Origin of the sequence: Pedobacter sp. Leaf132 (assembly GCF_920984695.1) — a bacterium.
Classification (GTDB): domain Bacteria; phylum Bacteroidota; class Bacteroidia; order Sphingobacteriales; family Sphingobacteriaceae; genus Pedobacter.
Genome location: NZ_CAKLBO010000004.1, coordinates 216015 through 235416, shown reverse-complemented (window position 1 = coordinate 235416; position 19402 = coordinate 216015). Strand labels below are relative to the sequence as shown.

21 protein-coding genes are annotated in these 19402 nt (G+C 34.8%); 9 read left to right on the top strand and 12 right to left on the bottom strand.

Going from position 1 to position 19402, the window contains the following annotated elements:
- On the bottom strand, positions 1-465 hold the full coding sequence (gene rimP / locus LUA86_RS10260; RefSeq protein ID WP_231460534.1) for a ribosome assembly cofactor RimP: 465 nt from the start codon (positions 463-465) through the stop codon (positions 1-3).
- 121 nt (positions 466-586) lie between these two features.
- Complete coding sequence (locus LUA86_RS10255) at positions 587-1015, bottom strand: hypothetical protein (protein ID WP_231460533.1); 429 nt, start codon at positions 1013-1015, stop codon at positions 587-589.
- 18 nt (positions 1016-1033) lie between these two features.
- Between LUA86_RS10255 and LUA86_RS10250 the strand changes: the two genes are divergently transcribed.
- Positions 1034-1378, top strand: a complete 345-nt coding sequence (locus LUA86_RS10250) for a phage holin family protein (protein ID WP_231460532.1) — start codon at positions 1034-1036, stop codon at positions 1376-1378.
- A 128-nt stretch (positions 1379-1506) separates the two neighbouring features.
- On the opposite strand, the gene LUA86_RS10245 is transcribed toward LUA86_RS10250, so the two are convergent.
- From LUA86_RS10245 to panC, 4 genes are all read right to left on the bottom strand, one after another.
- Entirely contained in the window at positions 1507-2646 is a 1140-nt protein-coding gene (locus LUA86_RS10245) for an acyl-CoA dehydrogenase (RefSeq protein WP_231460531.1), read from the bottom strand.
- A 111-nt stretch (positions 2647-2757) separates the two neighbouring features.
- Entirely contained in the window at positions 2758-3750 is a 993-nt protein-coding gene (locus LUA86_RS10240; RefSeq protein WP_231460530.1) for a lysylphosphatidylglycerol synthase transmembrane domain-containing protein, read from the bottom strand.
- A 5-nt stretch (positions 3751-3755) separates the two neighbouring features.
- Entirely contained in the window at positions 3756-4106 is a 351-nt protein-coding gene (gene panD, locus LUA86_RS10235) for an aspartate 1-decarboxylase (RefSeq protein WP_231460529.1), read from the bottom strand.
- A 129-nt stretch (positions 4107-4235) separates the two neighbouring features.
- The gene (gene panC / locus LUA86_RS10230) at positions 4236-5081 is read right to left on the bottom strand and encodes a pantoate--beta-alanine ligase (RefSeq protein ID WP_231460528.1); all 846 of its coding nucleotides are present in this window, start codon (positions 5079-5081) and stop codon (positions 4236-4238) included.
- Positions 5082-5230: 149 nt separating this feature from the next.
- On the opposite strand from panC, the gene LUA86_RS10225 reads away from it, so the two are divergent.
- From LUA86_RS10225 to glmS, 3 genes are all read left to right on the top strand, one after another.
- Positions 5231-6055 (top strand): glycogen/starch synthase, encoded by an 825-nt coding sequence (locus LUA86_RS10225; RefSeq protein ID WP_231460527.1) that lies wholly within the window; start codon positions 5231-5233, stop codon positions 6053-6055.
- A gap of 22 nt (positions 6056-6077) precedes the next feature.
- Entirely contained in the window at positions 6078-7487 is a 1410-nt protein-coding gene (locus LUA86_RS10220) for a DUF4270 domain-containing protein (RefSeq protein WP_231460526.1), read from the top strand.
- A gap of 134 nt (positions 7488-7621) precedes the next feature.
- On the top strand, positions 7622-9460 hold the full coding sequence (gene glmS, locus LUA86_RS10215; RefSeq protein WP_231460525.1) for a glutamine--fructose-6-phosphate transaminase (isomerizing): 1839 nt from the start codon (positions 7622-7624) through the stop codon (positions 9458-9460).
- A gap of 63 nt (positions 9461-9523) precedes the next feature.
- On the opposite strand, the gene LUA86_RS10210 is transcribed toward glmS, so the two are convergent.
- Positions 9524-9964, bottom strand: a complete 441-nt coding sequence (locus LUA86_RS10210; protein WP_231460524.1) for a single-stranded DNA-binding protein — start codon at positions 9962-9964, stop codon at positions 9524-9526.
- A 62-nt stretch (positions 9965-10026) separates the two neighbouring features.
- A complete protein-coding gene (gene mutY, locus LUA86_RS10205; RefSeq protein ID WP_231460523.1) occupies positions 10027-11088 on the bottom strand; it encodes an A/G-specific adenine glycosylase in 1062 nt (353 codons plus the stop codon).
- A 171-nt stretch (positions 11089-11259) separates the two neighbouring features.
- Here mutY and LUA86_RS10200 point away from each other — a divergent pair, with 171 nt between their 5' ends.
- From LUA86_RS10200 to LUA86_RS10175, 5 genes are all read left to right on the top strand, one after another.
- Positions 11260-11562: an HU family DNA-binding protein gene (locus LUA86_RS10200; RefSeq protein WP_055909222.1), complete on the top strand. Its 303-nt coding sequence runs from the start codon at positions 11260-11262 to the stop codon at positions 11560-11562.
- Between the two features lie 11 nt (positions 11563-11573).
- Positions 11574-12449 carry a M48 family metallopeptidase gene (locus LUA86_RS10195; RefSeq protein ID WP_231460522.1) on the top strand — a complete coding sequence of 292 codons (876 nt, stop codon included), beginning with the start codon at positions 11574-11576 and terminating at the stop codon, positions 12447-12449.
- 281 nt (positions 12450-12730) lie between these two features.
- Complete coding sequence (locus tag LUA86_RS10185) at positions 12731-14281, top strand: Rne/Rng family ribonuclease (RefSeq protein ID WP_231460521.1); 1551 nt, start codon at positions 12731-12733, stop codon at positions 14279-14281.
- 157 nt (positions 14282-14438) lie between these two features.
- Entirely contained in the window at positions 14439-15815 is a 1377-nt protein-coding gene (gene radA, locus LUA86_RS10180) for a DNA repair protein RadA (protein WP_231460520.1), read from the top strand.
- Between the two features lie 353 nt (positions 15816-16168).
- Entirely contained in the window at positions 16169-16633 is a 465-nt protein-coding gene (locus LUA86_RS10175) for a DUF4920 domain-containing protein (RefSeq protein ID WP_231460519.1), read from the top strand.
- 56 nt (positions 16634-16689) lie between these two features.
- Here LUA86_RS10175 and LUA86_RS10170 read toward each other — a convergent pair whose 3' ends face one another.
- The 4 genes from LUA86_RS10170 to LUA86_RS10155 form a co-directional block, all read right to left on the bottom strand.
- Positions 16690-17457, bottom strand: coding sequence for a ThuA domain-containing protein (locus tag LUA86_RS10170; protein WP_231460518.1), 768 nt, complete (start codon positions 17455-17457; stop codon positions 16690-16692).
- Between the two features lie 25 nt (positions 17458-17482).
- On the bottom strand, positions 17483-17917 hold the full coding sequence (locus tag LUA86_RS10165; RefSeq protein ID WP_231460517.1) for a low molecular weight protein-tyrosine-phosphatase: 435 nt from the start codon (positions 17915-17917) through the stop codon (positions 17483-17485).
- A gap of 62 nt (positions 17918-17979) precedes the next feature.
- A complete protein-coding gene (locus LUA86_RS10160) occupies positions 17980-18786 on the bottom strand; it encodes a S1/P1 nuclease (RefSeq protein WP_231460516.1) in 807 nt (268 codons plus the stop codon).
- A gap of 2 nt (positions 18787-18788) precedes the next feature.
- Positions 18789-19343 (bottom strand): fumarate hydratase, encoded by a 555-nt coding sequence (locus tag LUA86_RS10155; protein ID WP_231460515.1) that lies wholly within the window; start codon positions 19341-19343, stop codon positions 18789-18791.
- Between the last annotated feature and the right edge of the window lie 59 nt (positions 19344-19402).

Genomic DNA, 19402 nt, shown 5'->3' with positions numbered 1-19402 from the left:
TTACTTAAATGAAATTAACACACTTGTTTCTATTATATCATTAAACGGAACAGTTGTTTCTACTGAAACCGCTTTTTTGCCTTTTTGTTTAACCGATTCTTCAATCAGTAATTCATTCTCTGTAACCGATAAAAGCTTACCCTCTTTCTTTTGTCCGTCTTTAAGTTTAATTCCAACCGAACGGCCAATGTTTTTATTATACTGGCGGATGAGTTTTAATGGCTCGCCTACACCTGGAGATGAAACTTCTAAATTGTAAGCTTGCTCTATTGTATTTTCTTCTTCGAGATGAAAACCAACATGCCTGCTAATGGCTACACAATCCTGTATGCTTATGCCCTGGTCGCCATCAACATGGATAATTAATTTATTGTTTGGCAACATTTTCACTTCAACCAAAAATAGTTCTGGCCTGTCTGCAATTTTTTCCTCTATGAGTGCTGTAACTCTCTTTTCTACCTGCATATTTTAACCTGATTTCACAGAAAAAGGGGACATGGTCCCCTTCTCTTTTCTTCGATTACGATGCAAATGTACAACTATTTTGGAAATAATCAAACTCTTATACAGTATTTTACATCTTAAATCATCTTTTCAGCAATTGAGTTTGGGGCTTAAGATTATGTTTTATTGTGCCTTTAAATAGTTTGTTTCTATCTGCAAAAGATGTACCGAGATAGCTTTCAACTAAATATGATTTTCCTTTTAGAAAAGGCTTATCAGGTGCAAAAATTAAGGAGTCGCCTGCAAGTGTTAATTTACCTGAAATAGTTTCTTCATCTTGTAAACTATCTAATTCGCCTGGTATGCAAACCACCGAAACTAAATTTGATGAGTCTAAATTTTGTTTCAAATCGTTTTTAACCTGATAGATGCTTTTTTTATCTATTTTGTTGAGGATAATTAAATTACTATCTGGCGAAAACTTAATGACAATATTGTTGTTTGTATTCGTGCAAGAAGTTAAATTTATAACCAACAACGCAAAAAACAAATATTTAATTGATTTTAACATTTTACTAAATTAAACTTTATGAGACTAATTATTGAAATCCTTTTAATGGGATTAGCGGTTTTTATTGGTGCAAAACTTGTTCCGGGCGTAACTGTTGATGGTTACGGAAGTGCAATTATAGCGGCAGTTTTAATTGCACTTGCAAATGCAACCATCGGTTTTATTTTAAGGCTTTTAACCTTCCCGGTTAATTTTCTTACCCTTGGGTTAATGTCTTTCATTATAACGGTACTAATGATTTTATTAGTAGACAGCATGATGACTTCTTTTAATACAACTGGTTTTTTTGCTGCAGCATTTTTAGCAATTGTGGTAGCGTTGATTAAAGCAGTATTCGGTGCAATTGCAGGAGAGAAAGAATAGGTGAGGATGGAAAATGTAAGAGGGAAGATGTAGGAGGGGAAATGTAAGATGGCAAATGAAATTCCATTATCCATCTTACATTACTCATTTTGCATTAATCTACATTTTCTTTTACATTGCCCTTAAGGCTATCTAATCACTTCTCTTGAAATTACCATTTTCTGAATTTCAGAAGTTCCTTCGTAAATCTGAGTAATTTTTGCGTCACGCATTAATCGTTCTACGTGATATTCTTTCACAAAGCCATAGCCGCCGTGCACCTGAACGGCTTCTACCGTTACATCCATAGCAACTTTCGAAGCATACAATTTTGCCATTGAACCTGCTTGAGTGTATGGTAAACCCTGGTCTTTGAGCCACGCAGCTTTGTAAACCAATAATCGGGCAGCCTCAATTTGTGTAGCCATATCTGCAAGTTTAAAGGCAATAGCCTGATGTTCTGAAATCGGCTTGCCAAAAGATTTACGTTCTTTTGCATATTGAGTTGCCAATTCGAATGCACCCTGTGCAATGCCTAAAGCTTGCGCAGCAATTCCGATTCTGCCGCCTTCTAAAGTTTTCATGGCAAATTTAAACCCGAAACCATCTTCGCCAATTCTATTTTCTTTGGGCACCTTAACATCATTAAACATTAAAGAATGTGTATCTGAGCCACGTATACCCAGCTTATTTTCTTTAGGGCCAATTGTAAATCCTTCGGCACCTTTTTCTACAATAAATGCGTTAATGCCTTTATGCCTAAGCTCGGGATGGGTTTGGGCAACAACTAAATAGGTAGATGCGGTGCCACCATTGGTAATCCAGTTTTTAGTTCCATTTAGCAAATAGTAATCGCCTTTATCTTCTGCAGTTGTTCGCTGAGAAGTTGCATCAGATCCGGCTTCAGGTTCAGAAAGGCAAAATGCTCCGATTTTCTCTCCGGATGCTAAAGGTTTAAGGTATTTTTCTTTCTGTTCTTCGCTACCGTAGGCTTCAAGGCCGTAACAAACCAGTGAATTATTAACAGAAACTACAACAGATGCAGAAGCATCGATTTTTGATAGCTCTTCCATTACTAAAACGTAGGAAATTGCATCCAAACCGCTTCCATTATATTTTGGATCAACCATCATCCCTAAAAAACCCAATTCACCAAGTTTTTTAACTTGTTCTGTCGGGAATTTTTGGTGTTCATCTCGTTCTATAACTCCAGGCTTTAATTCTTGCTGCGCAAAATCGCGGGCAGCCTGTTGTATCATTAATTGTTCTTCATTTAATTCGAAATGCATAACATTTATCTATAAAAGGTTAGTAATTCAAATGTAGGGTTTATAGTTCAAAAATACTATGGTTGCATAGTATTATTTATGAGGAGAAGCTGTGAAACAGATAAAATATAATTATCTTTCTTTTGATGTATTTCTCTTGACCATAAAAACCGCTAATAAACTTAAGGTTCCTAATAAAAGTGTTAAGAGCAATTGTGATGAATGAATAATGGTTGCATAAGCTAAGCCATCTTTAAACGGCAAATTATAAAGCACTAAAGATTGTGCAACCATCCAATGGAATACACCAATACCACCCTGAACGGGAGCAACCATTGCGAAACCGGAAAATACTATTGCCGTAAAAGCAGCATTAACCGGTAGTGTTGAAGTTTCTTCGAGTGCAAAAAAGCAAGTATACATCGAAACAAAGTAACACAGCCAGATGGCTATCGTATAAAAAAGAAATAATGCTTTTTGCTGAAGTTTTCCGTATGAACTAAATCCTTGACGTAAGCCGACAATAATTTTTAAAAATTTTGTGTTGAATTTTTGTCTTAAAAAATATATCAGAACAATTACAACAAGAATAAATGCTAAAGCAGTTACGATAATCCAAAAGTAATTTAATGAGGAAATTTTGTTTGCTATGGACTGATAAATATTTTCGTGAAGAAAATTGGAAATTAGATTATACTGAAATATTAATAGAATTAATGCGCTTAGAAATAAAGCTAAAATATCAAAAAGTCTTTCTGTAATTACGGTTCCGATGGATGAAAACATTGGAACGCCATGGGTTTTATTAATAATAGAACATCTCCCGATTTCTCCGAACCTTGGTAGCGCAAGATTAGCAAGATAGCCAATCATTACACCGTGATAAGCATTTTTTAACGTTACCTTGTAATCGATGGATTGAAACAGCATTTGCCATCTAAGTGCTCTTAAAAAATTAGCTATCCACACGGTAAAAGCTGAAATGAAAATCCAAAAAATATTAGCAGTTTTAATTTCCTGCCATATTCTGGCTAAATCCTGACCTTTAAAAGCTAAATATAGAACTCCTACACCTATTAAAAACAGGATGATATATTTTAATGCTGTCTTTAGGTCGAGTATCAAATCATTTATTTTAGCAAATGGTTGTTATCATCAGGAAAAACCAAAATAGGATTGTACTTTTTTGCTTCATCAATTGGTAAAGAACCGTAAGACATAATAATAAGTACATCTCCAAGTTGTGCTAACCGGGCGGTAGCACCATTTAAACAAATTGTACCTGTGCCACGTTCGCCTTTTATAACATAAGTTTCGAAACGAGCACCATTATTATTATTTACAATCTGAACTTTCTCGTTAGCGATAATATTCGCTGCATTCATTAAATCTTCATCAATCGTTATACTGCCAACATAATTTAATTCGGCTTGTGTAACCCTAACACGGTGTATTTTCGATTTTAATATTGTGATAACCATTTTGCAAAGTTAGTAATAATGAATTAGAGAATTAATGAAATGATAGAATTACAGAACGATTTGAATTTGAATTAAGGAATTAATCAACTAATGATATTATGTATTTTCGAATATCATATCATTCAATCATTAATTAATAATCATATTATCAATCAATCTTGTTGTACCAACTTTTGCAGCAACTAAAGCTACCTGATTTTTTTCATTTTTTGAAGTTGCAGGCTCTAATGTATCTCCATTAGCTATTACAAAATAATCTAATTCTACATCTTTAATTCCATTATAAAAGTTTTTTGCTTTTTCCTGAAGTTCGGTTAAGGAATAGTTATTATAGTTATCTAAAACAAATTGGAGAGATTTGTTGAGCACGAGTGCATGAGTTCTATCAGATGCCGACAAGTGAATGTTTCGGCTGCTCATGGCCAGGCCATCATCTTCACGGATAATTGGGCAGGTAAAAATCTTAATAGGTAAGTTGAAATGAGTCAGCATATTTTTTATCATTAACACCTGCTGAAAATCCTTTTGCCCAAACATAGCAATATTGGGCTCTACGGCATCAAAAAGCTTTTTAACGATTTGGGTAACACCTTGATAATGACCTTTTCTAAATTCACCTTCTAATAAAAATTCGGCTCTGCCTAAATCTATGTGCCAGTGTTCGGTTTTATCAGATGGATACATCTCTGTAACATCTGGCATGAAAACACCATTGCATCCTGCATTTTCTAACATGGCCAAATCATGTTCGATAGGTCTTGGGTATTTTTCTAAATCCTTCGGATCTGTAAATTGAGTTGGATTAACAAAAATGCTGCAAATAATGATATCGGCATTTTCTTGTGCAAGCTTAATCAACGAAATATGGCCGTTATGCAATGCGCCCATAGTAGGCACAAGTGCAATTATTTTTCCTGATGCTTTTAAAGGTTTGAGGTAAGCTTTAAGTGCGTCTTTTGTTTTGAATATTTCCAATTCCGACAATCTAAATTAAAGGCATAAAGGTGTAAATTAATCTAAAACTAAGCAAACAAATACTTGTTATATTGATAAATAGTATTATTATTCTTATCTTTGCAGCTCATTATCTTTTAATTAACATAATATTTTTCTAAAATATGGAGATGGCAAAAACGAAGCTGCTGATTGTTACACACGAGATGTCGCCTTTCCTCGAGCTTACTAAAATTTCTGAAATTACTCGTCAATTACCGCAGGCTATGCAAGAAAAAGGATTCGAAATCCGTATTCTTATGCCGAAGTTTGGTAATATAAATGAGAGAAGAAATCGTTTACACGAAGTAATTCGCTTATCTGGAATGAACATCATTATTGATGACAATGATAACCCTTTAATTATTAAGGTAGCTTCAATCCCTGCGGCACGTATGCAGGTTTACTTCTTGGATAATGAAGAATATTTTCAGCGTAAGCAGGTATTCAGAGATGCAAGCGGAAAATTTTTCGACGATAACGATGAGCGCACTATTTTCTTCTGCAAAGGCGCATTAGAAACAGTAAAGAAATTAGGATGGGCTCCGGACATTGTTCATTGCCATGGTTGGATGAGTTCTCTAGTTCCTGCTTATATCAAAACTACTTACAAAAACGACCCTACGTTTAAAAACTCTAGAGTTGTTTATTCGGTTTATGAAGATGGTTTTACAGAGAAATTAAATGAGAATTTTTCTAAAAAGGCTGTAATGGCAAACATGACTGAAGAAGATACTAAAGCTTATGAAGGTGCTGATGTTAATAGTTTGCACATGGGCGCTATAACACATTCTGATGCAGTAGTTTTAGCAGATGAAAACCTTGATGCGGCTATGTTAAAATTTGTTAAAGATTCAAATAAGCCAACTTTAGCTTATAACTTAACCGAAAATTTTGAAAACTTCTATACTTTCTACGAGGAGATTTCAAATGAAGAATTGGTTTCTGTAGCTTAAATAGGCATTATTATTTTTAAATATGAAATTTATAAAACAAGACTTATTAACCCTGTTGATAGGTCTTTTTCTTTTTGCGTCTTGTAAAAATCCTGATGGAGTTGGTTTAGATGTAGATCCAAATTCGGCGATTCAAGGCACTCTTGTTAACGATCAATTGGTTACTTCCCAAACCGTAAGAGAACCAGATTTAACAACATCTATGTTATCTGCTCATCCTCTTGGTTATATGGTTGATCCGATTTTTGGTAAAACCGAATCGAACGTCGGGATGACTGTTTCACTTCCGGGAACTGAAACAAGCTTAGATTTTACCTCTGCAACACTAGATTCTGCAGTATTGGTACTTAACCTAGCTCCGCAGTTTTATGGCGATACTGCTACATCTAAATATAGTATTGATGTTTATCAGTTAACTAATAAGATTACCAAGTACAAATCTTCTGATGCACTTCCGCATAATTCTACTTTATTAGGTAATTTTAATAATAAGATTTTTCCTAATACTAAAGTTAAGGTTACTGAAGTTGTAGCTAGTAAAAATGATACGATAAGGACAATGACACCTCAAATCAGAATTCCTTTAAACAAAGCGTTTATCCAAAATACTATTTTGGCTTTGCCTGCTACCAGTACATCTACAGCTGAAAAATTTATAGAATATTTTAAGGGTTTGTATGCTGAGGTTAATAAAACATCATCAACAGGAACAGGTGGTGTTGCATTTTTAGATTTTGCAGGCTCAAATTCTTATTTGCAATTAGTTTACAGGAAACCAAATACTACAAATGGTATAGATACTTTATCAAAAAACTTTGCAATTGCATCAGCAAATACTGTTACAGCCAATATTAAACATGATTACAGCGGTACTGCAGTACAAACGCAATTGGATAATCCAACGGTTCAATATGGTGTAACTTATTTACAAGGTTTAGCTGGCGTTAGAACAAAGATTTCTTTTCCGAACCTAAAAAACTTTACAACTGTTTATGGTAAAGCAGTTATTAATAAGGCAGAATTAGTTTTAGATTTAAGCGCAGGAACATTTGCTGCACCTTTTGCGCCATCTCAAAGATTATCTTTATACCGTTGGGATATTGCACAGCAAGAAGTAAACGTACCTGATCGAGATCAGTCTGCATCTAACTACAGCGGAGACCCTAGAGCGAAAACTGATGCAGCTTTTGGTGGATATTACGACTCATTAAAAAACAGATACGTTTTTAATATTACGGCATATATTCAGGATTTAATTGACGGAACAAAAACTGATTATGGTACTTTCATTGCACCTGAATCTTTAACAGCAACATCTGTAAATCTGGGTTTGTCAAGAACGACTACCACTGCATCAAGAGCAGTTGTTGGAACTTTTGGTAATCCTACAAATCGCCTAAAGCTCAATATTTACTATACAAAAATGAATTAAGCAAAATAATTTTTCTTTAAAAACCTTATCTGCTCAGTAGGTAAGGTTTTTTTTTGGATTAAATTTCTAAAATATTGATGATTGATTAAAACAAACGTTTGTTTGTTATATTTGCCACATATATTTATAAAAACATGTGTGGAATAGTAGGTTACATTGGCTATAGAGATGCTTGGCCAATCGTTTTAAAAGGTCTGAAAAGATTAGAGTATCGTGGTTACGATAGCGCAGGAATTGCAATAATGAATGATAACGGTGAACATATCTACAAAAAGGTAGGTAAAGTTGCTGCTCTCGAAGAATTTGCAGAAAACAAAGATAAATCTGGAAATATTGCAATGGGCCACACCAGATGGGCTACACATGGCGTTCCATCTGACCGTAATTCACATCCCCACACTTCAAATAACGGTCAGTTGTCTATCATCCACAATGGTATAATCGAAAATTATGCAACTATTAAAGAGGAACTTATAGGTCGTGGTCACGAATTTAATAGTGATACAGATACTGAAGTTTTAATTCACCTGATTGAAGAGATTCAAAAAATTGAGCAAATTGATTTATTTGAGGCTGTTAGATTGGCTTTACACGAGGTTAGCGGTGCTTACGCCATCGTTATCATGGATAAGGAAAACCCAGAGCGTTTAATTGCTGCCAGAAAAGGCAGTCCAATGGTTATTGGTGTAGGCAAAGGCGAATATTTTATCGCATCTGATGCTACGCCAATTATCGAATACACTAAAAATGTAATCTACCTTAACGATAATGAAATTGCTTTAGTTACCAAAGGTGATTTACTTGTTAAACATATCGATAACGTTGTACAAACCCCTTTAATTCAAGAGCTTGAGTTGAAACTGGAAATGTTAGAAAAAGGTGGCTTTGACCACTTTATGCTGAAAGAAATTTATGAGCAACCACGTTCTGTTAAGGATTGTATGCGTGGTCGTATTTATCCTGAGGAAGGTAAAGTACAACTTGGCGGTATAAAAGAGTTTGTAGAGAAGTTAAAGAACGTTGACAGGATTATTATTGTTGCCTGTGGTACATCATGGCATGCTGGGTTGGTGGGTGAGTATTTAATTGAAGAATATGCTCGTATACCGGTTGAGGTTGAGTATGCTTCTGAATTTAGATATAGAAACCCAATCATATCTGAAAAGGATGTTGTAATTGCAATTTCTCAATCTGGCGAAACTGCCGATACAATGGCCGCAATCGAAATGGCGAAAGAAAAAGGTGCAACCATTTTTGGAATTTGTAATGTGGCCGGAGCATCTATTCCACGCTTGTCTCACGCTGGTGTTTACACTCATGCTGGGCCTGAAATTGGCGTAGCTTCTACAAAAGCATTTACCGCCCAGGTTACAGCACTTACATTGATGGCTTTTTACATAGCACAGCAGAAAGGTACCATCACACAATCTAAAATGATTAATTTATTAACTGAGTTAGAAAGTGTACCTGATAAAATTCAGGTTGCTTTAGAGTCAAATGAATTAATTAAAGAAGTTGCAGAGAAAATAAAGGATTCTAGAAACTGCCTGTTCTTAGGAAGGGGTAGCGGCTTTCCTGTAGCGTTGGAAGGTGCATTAAAACTTAAAGAGATATCGTACATACATGCTGAAGGTTATCCTGCGGCAGAAATGAAACACGGTCCAATCGCATTAATTGACGAGGAAATGCCGGTTGTGTTTATTGCAACACAAAATTCATCGTACGAAAAGGTAATCAGTAATATTCAAGAGGTAAAAGCCCGTAAAGGAAAGGTTATTGCAATTGTTACGCAAGGCGATACTGAGGTTAAGAAAATGGCAGATTACTGCATTGAAATTCCGGATGCTGACGAAGCATTTTTACCGCTGTTAGCAACTATTCCGCTTCAGTTGTTATCTTACCACATTGCAGTAATGCGTGGTTGTAATGTTGATCAGCCAAGAAATCTTGCCAAATCGGTTACGGTAGAGTAGTATTGTATTCATAAAAAAAGGCAGCTTTCTTATGAAAGCTGCCTTTTTGCGTTTATATGTTAGTTAAAATGGTAAATCACCACTTTCATCGCCTGATCTTATTGTAAACTCATCCTCTATTTTAGTTTCTGAATTCGGTTGACTATGATTTGTGGCTTGCCCTGGTTCAAAATCGCTTTTTCTACCTAGCATTGTAAAGTTTTCGGCAACAATCTCGGTTACGTATTTCTTTACTTTTTCTTTATCTTCAAAAGAACGGGTTCTAAGCTTTCCTTCAATGTAAACTAACTTTCCCTTTTGCAAATATTTCGAAGCAACCTCAGCCAAACCTCTCCATAAAACGATATTATGCCATTCAGTTTGTTCTACCCGCTTGCCGTCTTTATTGTATGTTTCAGATGTGGCTAAAGGAAAGCTTGCTACTGTAACGCCTCCATCTAAGTGCCGAACTTCAGGGTCTTTGCCCAAATGTCCAACTAAAATAACTTTGTTAATTCCAGACATAAAAAATTTTTTTGGTTAGTTTTCAACTCAGTTGAACCAAAAAACCTTTAAAAGAAGGTTAGTTAAGTCTTCAAAATGCTTTCAGAAAATTCCTCAATAAAAGTTCTGATTACATTAGGTTTTGGTAATTCATCCAAGCTATTAAAAGAAACCCAATTAAGTTCCTTTTGTTTATTAAAGTTAAAGATATAATTTTTTAAAGCAAAAAATTGAACATGGATTATTTGGTGAGTTAATACATGCTTCTTATAACTTACCAGCTTAACCGCTGCAGTTTCTCCATATTCTTCTTTCACTGATTTTATAAAATTTTCATCATTGCTATCTGGAATATGCGCTGTTTCAATTGAGGGAAAATCATACAAATGTTGCCAGATATCTCCTTTTTGTCGTTCGCGAACCAAAATTTTGCCATCTGCAATGCATACGAAATAATTTAAATATCTAAATTTTTTTTCAGCTTTTGGAAGTTTAACAGGGAGCTGATTTACGATATTTTTTCTAAGCGCATGGCAATCTAAATTTAGCGGGCAAACCGCACAATTTGGAGATTTAGGTTTGCATTGAATTGCTCCAAACTCCATTATTGCCTGATTATACAAAGCCGGGTCGGGTATGTAAAGCAAATCATTAGCAAGATTGAAAAAATCTTTTTTGCCTTTTGGCGTGTTTATTGGAGTATCGATGCCGTAATACCTTGCTAAAACCCTAAATACATTCCCATCCACAACAGCTTTAGCTTCGCCCGAAGAAAACGACGAAATTGCCGCTGCGGTATACTCACCAACACCTTTAAGTTTGATTAATTCATGGTAGCTTGTTGGAAAAATTCCTTTATGTTCATTTAGTACGATTTGGGCTGTGGCGTGCATGTTTCTGCCACGAGAATAATAACCCAAACCTTGCCAAAGTTGTAAAACCTTAGCTTCGGTAGCGTTTGCAAAATCGTTAACGGTTGGAAAATTGGATAAAAACTTATTAAAGTAAGGCAGGCCTTGTTCTACCCTTGTTTGTTGCAAAATTATTTCTGAAAGCCATATCGTGTAAGCATCGTTTGTGTGTCTCCAGGGCAAATCTCTTTTATTGGCTAAATACCAGTTTATAATTTCATTTTGGAATGTCATCAGTGCAAATTACGGGCTAATAATTGGTTTTAAGAAAAAGTTGCAATACTCTGATAAGCGCATAGATAAAAAAATCATCTTTTATTTCCCTATCTCATTAAAAAGCAATACTTTTGCAACCCCAAATCAGTGATAATATTAAAATACACAATACATTATAAATAATAAAATATGACTAAGGCAGATATTATTTCAGAAATATCAACAAAAACCGGAATTGAGAAGGTTGATGTGCAGGAAACAGTTGAGGCATTCTTCAAGGTTATCAAAACGAGTATGATTGGCGGAGAAAATGTTTATGTTAGAGGCTTCGGAAGCTTTGTTGTTAAAAAGAGAGCGCAAAAAACTGCTAGAAACATCTCTAAAAACACTGCAATAATTATCCCTGAACATTTTGTACCGAGCTTTAAACCAGCAAAAGTATTTGTTGATAAAGTAAAAAGTAACTCAAAGAAAATTAAAGTAGAAGCCTAAGCCATATTATTGTGAATAGTAGCATCAGATTAAAACAAACCATCATTATCGGAGCGATTTTATTGCTTGTTGCTTTCTTATTTACAAGAGATATTAAAGGTTTAGTTAAGCCTACAGAAGAGAATGGTAAAATGCCTGCAGCTGGTCAGATTGCTCAGCAAGGTGTACCATCAACCTCTGGTTTAACGATTGAACAAACCTCTACAGCTGCTAAAAATGTAATAAATCAAAGCCTTGCTAAAGATATTACAAACTTAGAGAACAGCTTTAAAGGTGCAAAAGGTGATGAAAAGGTTGAGTTTGCACAACAACTTGCCCAGAAATGGGATGATGTTGAACAGATAACACCATCGGCACTTTATTTAGAAGTTGTTGCAGAAGCAAAGCCATCTACAGCTAGCTGGTTGGCATCTGGTAACAAATTTTTAAAGGCTTTTGAAAGCACACAAGATAGTTTAGCACAGCCTGCGTTGTTGCAAAAAGCAAATGTATCTTTCAAAAAAGCACTAGAATTAGACAAAGAAAATATAGATGCGAAAACAGGATTAGGCGTAACTATAGTAAACGGCTTAGGCGCACCAATGCAAGGTATTGCAATGTTGCTTGAAGTGGTTGCTAAAGAATCTAAAAACGTAAAAGCAAACATGAATCTTGGTTTATTCTCTATTAAATCAGGTCAGTTTGATAAAGCAATACCACGTTTTAATACGGTTATTACAACAGCACCAACACCTGAAGCCTATTTTTATTTAGCTACGGCTTTAGAAAATTTAGACAAAAATAAAGAAGCTGTAGAAGCTTATTTAAAAAGCAAAAAATTAGCGGCAAATCCAACTTTATCATCTTTTATCGATAAGAAGGTTGCTGAACTAAAGAATAAAAATTAATTAACGGATTAATAAAAACATTTAAAACTTAAAATTATGCCAAGCGGTAAAAAAAGAAAAAGACATAAAATGGCTACCCACAAACGTAAAAAACGTTTAAGAAAAAACAGACATAAGAAAAAATAATTTCTTATTTGATTTAGCCTGTTTAAACCTCATAGTTGTACTGTGAGGTTTAAATACTTATACAAGATTTTCTTTCGTATAACGTTAGGGCTGTATCACTGTGTTCTTATATACTATCCATTTGTTAATAGGCGAAAGCCTTAAATCTGTAGCTGTTGGTAAAAGAATTAATTATCAATTCGACTCCTGCCGGAGTTACCATAGCATTGATTGAAGACAAACAACTTGTTGAGCTTCATAAAGAACAAATCAATAATAACTACGCCGTAGGCGATATTTATTTGGGTCGCATTAAAAAAATTATGCCCGGCCTGAATGCTGCTTTCGTGGATGTTGGTTATGAGAAAGATGCTTTTTTGCATTATTTTGATTTGGGCCCGCAGGTACAATCTTTAATCAAGCTAACGAAGATCAAGCGAAATGGCTCGGTTACAGGCACATTATTAGATAATTTAAAACTCGAAGCCGATATAAACAAGGCTGGTAAAATATCTGATGTGCTAAGTAAAAATATGCTTTTGCCAGTGCAAATTGCAAAAGAACCTATTTCTACTAAAGGACCGCGTTTAAGTTCCGATCTATCAATTGCCGGCAGATATGTGGTACTGGTGCCATTCTCCAATACCATTTCCATATCAAAAAAAATAAAAAGTAATACTGAACGTAATCGTTTAAAAAAGATTATCGAAAGTATTAAGCCTCAAAATTTTGGGGTAATTATCAGAACCGTTTCCGAAGGAAGAGGTGTTGCCGAAATGCAAAAAGATCTTTTAGATTTAATTGCTAAATGGGAAACATTTATTAAAAAACTTCCTACTGCCGAACCTTCAAAAAGGGTTTGGGGCGAAATGGACAGATCATCAACGTTGATACGTGATATTCTGAATCCTGATTTTACAAACGTTTATGTGAGTACACCAGAATTGTACGATGATATTCGTTCTTATGTGCATGATATTTCTCCGGAAATGGAAAAAATTGTGAAACTTTATAAGCAAAAGGAACCTATATACGACCATTTTGGAATAGAAAAGCAAATCAAAAATGCTTTTGGCAAAACAGTAAACTTACCAGGTGGTTCTTACCTAGTTGTAGAGCATACCGAAGCACTTCACGTTATAGATGTGAATAGTGGAAACCGCACTGCCAGTAAAGAAAACCAAGAGGAAAATGCTTTACAGGTAAATAAAGAAGCGGCTAAAGAAATTGCCCGTCAGTTGCGCTTGCGTGATATGGGCGGCATTGTAGTTATCGATTTTATTGATATGCACAAGCCAACAAACCGTAAAATACTATTCGATTATTTGCGTGAGCTGATGTTATTGGATAGAGCGAAACATACCATTTTACCTCCAAGTAAATTTGGTTTGGTTCAAATTACCAGACAACGTGTTCGTCCGGAAATGAATATTGTTACGGTAGAAAAATGTCCGGCCTGCGATGGGACCGGAGAAATTAAAGCAAGTATTGTTTTAATGGATGATATTGAAAATAACCTGAATTATATTTTACGTGAGCAAAATGAAAAAGGAATTACACTTTGTGTACATCCATATATCGAAGCTTACATTACAAAAGGTGTTTTCAATCTTCAGCGCCGTTGGTTCTTTAAATATGGCCAATGGATTAAAGTTAAAGCACAATCAGCATATTACTTAACTGAGTTTCATTTTATATCTTCCAAAGACGAAGAAATAAAACTTTAATTTAAAATACATTTAGCAGAAAGCCTGGTTTTTATTAATCAGGCTTTTTGTTTTTCCATGATTTATTAAAGCCTTACTCGCCTAAATCATGTTCAAAAATATTACAGAATTTAAAGCCGTTTAAATTTAAATTCGTAAATCTAAAATCTAAAATCAATTGGCAAAATCTAAAACTGCATATTTCTGTCAGAGTTGTGGGTACGAATCTGCAAAATGGCTTGGTAAATGTCCTTCTTGCAATCAATGGAATACCTTTGTAGAGGAAATTGTTGAAAAAACGCCAGCCTCTGTACCAACCTGGAAAAACGAAACTACCGGAAGAAAAGTTAATAAACCAAGCAAGGTTGATGAAATAGAACAATCTGTAGAAAGACGAATATCTACTAATGACAAAGAACTAGATAGGGTTTTAGGCGGTGGTTTGGTTGAAGGTTCGTTGATATTAATTGGTGGTGAACCTGGAATTGGTAAATCTACACTGATGTTGCAACTTGCTTTAAATTTGAAAGGTAAAAAACTTTTATATGTTTCTGGTGAAGAAAGCGAGCAACAAATAAAGATGCGGGCGGAAAGAATTACCGAAAATCCGTCATCTAATTGCTACATATTAACAGAAACATCAACCCAAAATATATTTAAGCAAATAGAAATTCTTGAACCTGATATTGTAGTTGTCGATTCTATACAAACTTTACATTCTGCACATATCGATTCTACACCAGGAAGTGTTTCTCAGGTTAGAGAATGTACTGCAGAACTGCTTCGTTTTGCTAAAGAAACCGGTACACCAGTTTTTTTGATTGGTCATATTACAAAAGATGGTGCGATTGCTGGTCCGAAAATTTTGGAGCACATGGTTGATACGGTTTTACAGTTTGAAGGCGACAGGCATCACGTTTACCGTATTTTACGTTCGATAAAAAATCGCTTTGGTGCAGCTGCAGAACTTGGGATATACGAAATGCAAGGAAGCGGTCTAAGAGAGGTTTCTAATCCTTCCGAAATTCTACTTTCGCAACGCGATGAAGAATTAAGCGGAATAGCCATTGCGGCAATGTTGGAAGGCGCAAGGCCAATGTTGATAGAAACGCAGGCTTTGGTTAGCCAGGCTGCCTATGGAACGCCACAACGCTCGGCTACCGGTTTTGATACCAAACGTATGAATATGCTTTTGGCAGTTTTAGAGAAACGATGCGGATTTAGGCTGAGTGCTCAAGATGTGTTTCTTAATATTGCCGGCGGAATTCGAGTAGAAGATCCTGCAATAGATTTAGCCGTTTTAATTGCAATTATTTCTTCCCATCAGGATATTCCGGTATCGAGCAAAAACTGTTTTGCTGCCGAAGTTGGTTTGTCTGGAGAAATTAGGGCAGTAAATAGAATAGAACAGCGCATAGCCGAAGCAGATAAACTAGGTTTTGAAACCATTTATATCTCAAAATATAATTTAAAAGGTATTGATGCCAAAAAATATAACCTAGAAATTAAGGCTGTTAGCAAGATTGAAGATGTTTTTGGGTTAATTTTTGGATAAATTAAATTAAAAGAAGAGGAATGCAATCCACAAATTTCCACAATACAGAGAATATATTCCTCACATCCCCAATTGATTTACTGTTTGGTATATTTAATTATTTTATACAATGTATTCATTTACAATGTGTTGCAATGTAAATTTACGATTTTTAAAATTTGGATTGGAAGTTGCCTAATACATTGTGTTGTACATCATGGGATGTGATCTATAACAATAGGGATGATTTTCCTCGTTAGTGAGAGCTAGCGAGGATTTTTTTTGCTTTATATTATTTAGACAAAAATTTAAATAACTTTGTAGCAGATAATTAACCGAATAAATTATAAACCAAATACTGAAAAAATATTATTATGAAAAAGATTATCCTAAGCTTGAGTTTTTGCCTATTTGCAGCAGTAACATTTGCCCAAGCTGATTTTAAAGGTCAAAAATTTGGAGCAGCTGTAACACCTGGCGATATCAAAACCGTAGCTAAAATTGAATCATCGATGGGCAATAAAAATGTTGCTGATATGAAGATTAAAGGCAAAGTGGTTGAGGTTTGCAAAAAGAAAGGTTGCTGGATGACATTGGAAACACCAAATGGAGAGCCAATGCGTGTAACCTTTAAAGATTATGCTTTTTTTATGCCGATGGATATTGTTGGTAAAGATGTTGTTTTAGATGGTATTGCTAAAAAGCAAACTATATCAGTTGAAACCTTAAAACATTATGCTGAAGACGCTAAAAAATCGCCTGAAGAGATTGCAAAAATAACCGACCCAAAAAAGGAACTTGCTTTTGAAGCTAAAGGTGTTGTTATTTTAGATAAATAGAATACAGCAATCAAGACAAAAAGGGCTAACTGATATCAGTTAGCCCTTTTTGTTTGTTAAAATTTTGAAACTGCTTTTTTATAGTTTAAGCTCTTTTGATTTCCAATAGCGTATTTTATGCCGCCTAATAAATGATTCAGGAATTTCTCTTCAGTCCAACATTCTTTTGTATGCCCCATTGATGTATAAAAGGCTCTACCTCCATCGAAATTATGGTACCAGCTAAAGGGGTGGAAGGCTCCATTTTTCCCACCTTTATATGAATTTTCATCAATAGAAATCAGCACCTTTAAATCTGGATTGATGTTCTTAAAGTTGTAAAGCTCATCTTTGTGCATCCAAACAGAATCGGTAAAAAATTTTGTTGAGGGATGGTTTTTATCTTTAATAACAAAACGTGCTTCCTGTACTTCAGGATGGCTGATAAAATAAGCACCTACAAGCTTACCATACCAAGGCCAATCATACTCGGTATCTGTTGCGGCATGTATGCCAACAAAACCTCCTCCTGCTTGTATATATCTTTCAAATGCTATTTGTTGCTTATCATTTAAAACATCACCGGTTGTACTTAAAAACACAACCGAAGCATATTTTTTTAAATTATCTTCAGTAAACACATCTGCATTCTCAGTGGTATCAACATCGAAATTATTTTTTATGCCAAGTTGCTGAATGGCTAATTTTCCGGTTTCTATTGAATTGTGCCTAAAACCCTTGGTTTTGGAGAAAACTAAAATTCTGGCCTGTTTTTTTTGAGCTGCGAAACTTTGTAATAGAATAATCGAAATAATAATAAAACAAAGGGCTAAAATTTTTTTCATATAGGTTTTGGTTAGGTTGATAAATTTAAGAAAGTTGTTTGATAATTTCTTTGCATCTTTCTTCAACCTGCAAACAAACTGGATTAAATAGTGCATTATCCCAATATGGGTCAGTAACTTCATCGTTATCCAAAAATAGTTTCACCTTTTTACGTTCCTCATCTGTTAAGGCCAAACTTTGAACATCCTTCAAATTGTTTTTATCCATCACAAAAATCAAATTGTATTTTGCAAACATGCTATGGTTAAATTGTTGCGCTTTTTGGCTGCTGATATCAAAGCCTAGATGTTTTGCAGCGGCTATACTTCTGCTATCAGGTGCTTTACCAATGTGCCAGTTTCCTGTTCCGGCAGAAGCAATTTCCCAGTTTAAATTTCCCTTATCAGATAAATGACGCATAATACCTTCTGCTAAAGGAGAACGACAAATATTGCCAAGGCACACCATTAAAATTTTCATTTTTTCAATTTGTTAAAATTTGAACAAAAAAAATCCTTCAAAAAGAAGGATTTTAATATTAACTATCCGTAAATATCGTTTAGCATTTTTGCTAAACGTATTCCACCTTTTAGCAATTGTTCGTTTAATGTTTCAACCCAATCAAAGTTATAACGGTAACTTAATTTTGAATCAGGTTTTGTCTTATCGTAAATTTTTGAACAAACCTGATACGATTCGTAAATACAATCTTTTAATGTTGTGTTTTGCCAGTTATAAAGTTGAACAGCAGATGGATGATTAATCGCTTTAGTATATTCTGTATAGCTTAATTGCTGGTATTCGATTAACTGCTCATCCCAAACGCGGTGAAGGTTTGATTTTTCGTTAAACCAAAGCACTGAAATTCTATTTCCGCCTAAATCTTCTTTATGTGCAACATGCATAGGCTGACTTAAATCTCCAGCCATGTGAATTAACATACGTAAGGCTAATTTTTTTTCTTCCACAGTGCTGCCGGGCTTTTTTAAAATTGCAGTTAAATCAAGTATTTTGTTGTAAAGATTAGGTGCTTTCTCTGTTTCTAAAATGTTGTAAACTCCTTGTTTATCTAATCCTCCCGGGAGGTTAACAAAATGCCAGTTATAAAGGTAATTGTAAGCAGAATCTGATTTAATGAAATCGCCCCAGTTGGCCGACATTGCGATAGATTCATTGCCTAATATTGCCTGAATGGCTTTACGTGTTTTAGCTTTTAGGTAGCTATCAGCAATTTCGCCTACAACGCGGTGTCCAATCATGCCCCAGGCGTTCGCCTGTATTGGTAAGTAAGCCAGTAAACCTACGGTTGCAATGGTTGTAAGTTTCTTTTTAATTGATTTGATTATCATTTTTATAATTCTTTTTGTACGCAGGTTATTTTTTGTTTTAAAGAAAGCACAATTTCCCGTTGGTCGCTTAAACTTTCTAAAATTAAACTGTCGGTTGTTTTTTTCTTAATCAGGAAATTCTTGTCGTAGCGCCCAATACGATAGCAACCAGAAATTTTTTGTTTATAATTTGCATGGGTAAAAGTTGCGCCAACAAATAAAGTATCGCCTTTTACAGCATAAACTCCTTTTGCATATTCTTTCCATACACCATTATTATAGCAAGAGTCTTCGTATAAATTTAACTTGCTTTTAGTTACTAAGTCTATGTAGATAGAATCGCAAGAAATTTTGAAATGGTGTTGCGTGTAATTGCTTAATTTATCGCTAAAGGCAACAGAATCTTCATTCCAAACACCTTGCATAAATTCTTCTCCTTTACCTTGAATGTTAGGGCGAGGAGAACAGGCCGATAATAAAAGTAGAAAGTAAAAAGTAAAATGTAAAAAGGAGAAAATAGGGAGACGAAAATTGAGTCGCCAGTATTTCTTTAAATGATTTAGTTTTGTTTTTAGCATTTTTCGCAAGGCGATTATTTTTTAAGCACTATTTTAAGTTTACTAAACCCGATTGGAAA